Annotated in this window: 3 protein-coding genes; 1 reads left to right on the top strand and 2 read right to left on the bottom strand. The window is 69.1% G+C overall.

From position 1 onward, the window contains the following. Positions 1-69: 69 nt before the first annotated feature. A complete protein-coding gene (locus D7Y15_RS42755) occupies positions 70-1,983 on the top strand; it encodes a serine/threonine-protein kinase (protein ID WP_121756140.1) in 1,914 nt (637 codons plus the stop codon). Between the two features lie 21 nt (positions 1,984-2,004). Here D7Y15_RS42755 and D7Y15_RS42750 read toward each other — a convergent pair whose 3' ends face one another. Together D7Y15_RS42750 and D7Y15_RS45050 are read right to left on the bottom strand one after the other, a co-directional pair. Beyond that, complete coding sequence (locus D7Y15_RS42750; protein WP_120581607.1) at positions 2,005-2,844, bottom strand: MopE-related protein; 840 nt, start codon at positions 2,842-2,844, stop codon at positions 2,005-2,007. After that, a partial coding sequence (locus D7Y15_RS45050; protein ID WP_121756139.1) for a tetratricopeptide repeat protein occupies positions 2,841-3,618 on the bottom strand: 778 nt, incomplete at its 5' end. The genes D7Y15_RS42750 and D7Y15_RS45050, both read right to left, overlap by 4 nt.

The following is a 3,618-nucleotide window of genomic DNA, read 5'->3' as shown; positions in this document are numbered from 1 at the left end:
GGGCGGGTGGACGTCCCGGGTGGGGCGGGGATTTCCCTTTCCCGCGAACCATGGGAAAGCTCTGGGTCCATGCAATTGGGGAAGTACCAGTTGGTGCGGAAGCTCGCCTCGGGCGGGATGGCCGAGGTGTTCCTCGCGAAGGCGGCGGGGCCCCGGGGGTTCGAGAAGACGCTGGTGCTCAAGCGCATCCTGCCGCACCTGGCGGAGGATGAAGCGTTCGTGGAGATGTTCCTGGGCGAGGCGCAGCTGGCCGCCCGGCTGGACCACCCGAACGTGGTGCAGATCTTCGACTTCGGCGAGGCGGACGGCAGCTACTTCCTGGCGATGGAGTACATCGACGGGCCCACGCTGCGGCGGTTGATCAAACGCTCGCAGGAGCTGAAGCAGCCGTTGCCCGCGGGTGTGTGCGCGAAGATGGTGGCCGCCGCCGCGGAGGGCCTGGCGTTCGCGCACGAGCTGGCGGATCCGGAGACGGGGGCGCCGCTGGGGTTGGTGCACCGGGACATCAGCCCGGAGAACGTCCTGGTGTCGCGGCAGGGCGCGGTGAAGGTGGTGGACTTCGGCATCGCGAAGGTGGCGGGGCAGGGGCACCGCACGCAGACGGGCGTGGTGAAGGGCAAGGTGGCGTACATGCCGCCGGAGCAGCTCCAGGCCCGGCCCATGGATGGGCGCGTGGACGTGTACGCGCTGGGCATCGTGCTCTACGAGCTGCTCACCGGCAGGCGTCCCTTCGACGCGACGACGGACGTGGGCATGATGCAGGCCATCCTCTTCGAGCCCTACGTGCCCGCGGTGCAGCGCCGGCCGGACCTGCCGGAGGCGATGCAGCGCATCTTGGAGAAGGCGCTCGCGAAGGACCGGGCGGAGCGCTACGCGGACTGCCGCGCGTTCCAGGCGGACCTGGAGCGGTTCGTGGTGTCGCTGGGCGAGCCGGTGGGCGCGTACCAGATTGCCCGGCTGGTGGCGCAGGTGATGGAGGGCGTGGAGACGATGCCCCCGGCACCCACGCCCGCGAAGGGGCGGGAGACGGCGCCGTTGGTCGTGGCGGACAAGGAGCCCCCCGCGAAGGAGCAGGGCCGGAGGGCGGCGGTGACGACGCCCATGCCCGGCCGTGTGGTGGGCACGGCGTGGGAGCCGGTGTCCTCGCGAGCGTCGATGGAGGCGCCCGCGGTGACGGCATCGGGGAACGACGTGCCCTCGAGCCGGTTCGACGCGGCGACGGATCCCGCGACACCGTCAGCGGGCAGTCTGTTGGCCGCCGCGTCTCCGGAGGCCCGGTCCGAGCGGTCCACATGGTTCAAACCGTTGGAGGTTTCGGAGTCCGGCAAGGCCCTGGCGACACCGCGCGCCTCCCGGAGGATGGCGGTTGGAGCGGTGGTGTTGGTGAGCATGGCCGGGCTTGCGGGCGGCTTTGCGCTCCTGGGCCGGAGTGAGAAGGCCGCTGTGCCCGTGAGTCCGTCCACGCCGGTAGCTCGGAAGGACGACGTCCCCGTGAAGCCGCTGGAGCCGGAGGTGACGCCGGTCGTGCCGGAGGTGCGCGTGGAGCCGGTGGCCGCCGGGACGGTGGACAGCGGAACTCCGGTGGTCGTAGCCGAGCTGAAGCCCACGACGGAGTCCTCCGTGGAGACACGCGATGCGGGGCAGGTGGTGGAGGTGACTCCGCCCGTGCCGCCGACTCCGCGGCCCGTGGTCGTGGCGAGGCCCGTGGTGGCCAGCACGAACCCGCCGCCGGTCCGACGGGTGGCCCCCCCGGTCCGTCGCGAGCTACCCAAGGGCAAGGTGGAGTTCCGCGTCCGTCCGTTCGGCACGGTGTACCTGGACGGCAAGAACCTGGGTCAGACGCCCTTCGCCGCAGTGGAGGCGACGGAGGGGTCGCACCAGGTCCGCGTCGTGAACAAGGACCTGGGCAAGGACGTGACCCGCTCCTTCGTGGTGAAGGCGGGACAGGACAACGTCTTCAAGCTGAACCTCGCGGCGGAGTGACGGGCGTTTCTTCAAGTCTGCTCAACCGGTACAGGTGATGCGTGACGGGTTCGCTGGGTCACAGGTAATGACCCCTCGTCCACCCCTTGGCAACACGCATGTGGCCCCGATATTGAAGCCTTCATCGACGCGGTTGTCGCAATTGTCATCCCGTCCGTCGCAGCGGAGTTCAGCCTGCCCGGGGCTGATCAGGGAGTCGTTGTCGTTGCAATCCCTGTTGTTGTTTGCGTATTGGCTGGGGCCGCTACACGCACGGACGACAGGCGCGGTGTTGGAGTTGCTCCCGTAGCCGTCTCCGTCCATGTCGGGATACCACAAGATTTTGTCTTTGATGGACCAGTCAGAATCGTTGCAGTCGGTGCCTCCAGTGCCTTTGGAGATAAATCCATCTCCATCCGCATCAAGGGCAGGCAATTCGATAAGGGACTGTGCGATTTGTCCCTTTTCGGGGTGCCCCACGGTGAACGCGTGGCTTGTGACAGGCGCCGCGTCACAGGTCTGTTCGAATGCATCCACTTCGAGCCGCAGTTCGTCTCGCAATGCGTCGGACAACAAGGCAACCACGTGGAACGCAGCCCCGTCACTCATGTTCGGGTTCCGCGGTACCACGGTCGACGCGGCCCCTGTGCCGTCCTTCGACCAAAGCGCCGCGCGAATGCAGCCAGGGTTGAAACCCATGGGCTGGACGATCAGCTCCAGTCCACGGTCGCAGGTGCTGGGATCCGCACGCAGGAGTCCTTCCAACGCCTGCGACCCCTGTCCTTCACAGAGCCGCTCCAGCGTGAATTGGTCTGTCTCCGGTACGGTGCATCCGATGCCCAGGCACCCCGATGCCACGGTCACCACGATCCAGTTTCTCACTGTCCCCCCTCCGCGACGGTGGAACCACTGCTCAGGAAGAACGTGGTGATGGCGCCCACCGCCGCCGCGGCCGCCGTGCCGAAGAGCACGTTCGCCACGACCGCCTGGCCCCGCGCATCGTCCAGATGCCCGCTGACGTCCCCGGACAGGTCCGCATCGCGCGCGGAGCTCACGTTGCCGCGCGACTGGAGCCCGATGACGGACCCCACGCCGCCCGCCACCACGCCGGTCCCCAGCAACACCCACGACACCGTCGGAATTCGCAGCCCCGCGCGCTCCGCACCCGCCGCCTTCAAATCCACGCCCGGAGCCGGCTCAGACGCCACTGCGACCCGAGGCGGATCCAGCGTCACCTGCTTCTCCACCACCGGAGGCCGCACCGGCGTATCCGCAGGCTTCTCCACCACCGGAGGCCGCGTTGGCTCCGCCGGCTCCTCCACCACCACGCGCTCTTGCCGCACCGTCTGCCGCACCGCCTCGAAGTCCCCCACCACCTTGGGTGACACCTTCGCCGGCAGCTTCGCCTCCGGCGCCAGCAGCAGACCCGCCCGGAACGAAGCCAGCGCATCATCGCGCCGTCCCATGTCCGCCAGGATGACGCCCTCGTAGATGGCCGCCGCGCTGCGCTCCTCGTCCGTCCGCGCCAGCCGCCGCGCCCGGGTCACCGCCGCCAGCGCCTGCTCGGACTCCAGGTCCTCATAGAGCCGGGCGGCCTCCTCCATCGCCGCGTCGAAGTACGTGCCCGCGGGCCGCGCCGCCGCCCCCGTCCCTGTC

This window comes from Corallococcus sp. AB030 (genome assembly GCF_003668965.1).
Lineage (GTDB): Bacteria > Myxococcota > Myxococcia > Myxococcales > Myxococcaceae > Corallococcus > Corallococcus exiguus.
Note: the sequence above shows the minus strand (reverse complement) of the source record. Positions and strands in the feature narration are given on the sequence as shown.

Coding starts and splice junctions, on each gene's coding strand:
- D7Y15_RS42755 (WP_121756140.1), top strand. CDS start 70: ATGCAATTGGGGAAGTACCAGTTGGTGCGGAAGCTCGCCTCGGGCGGG.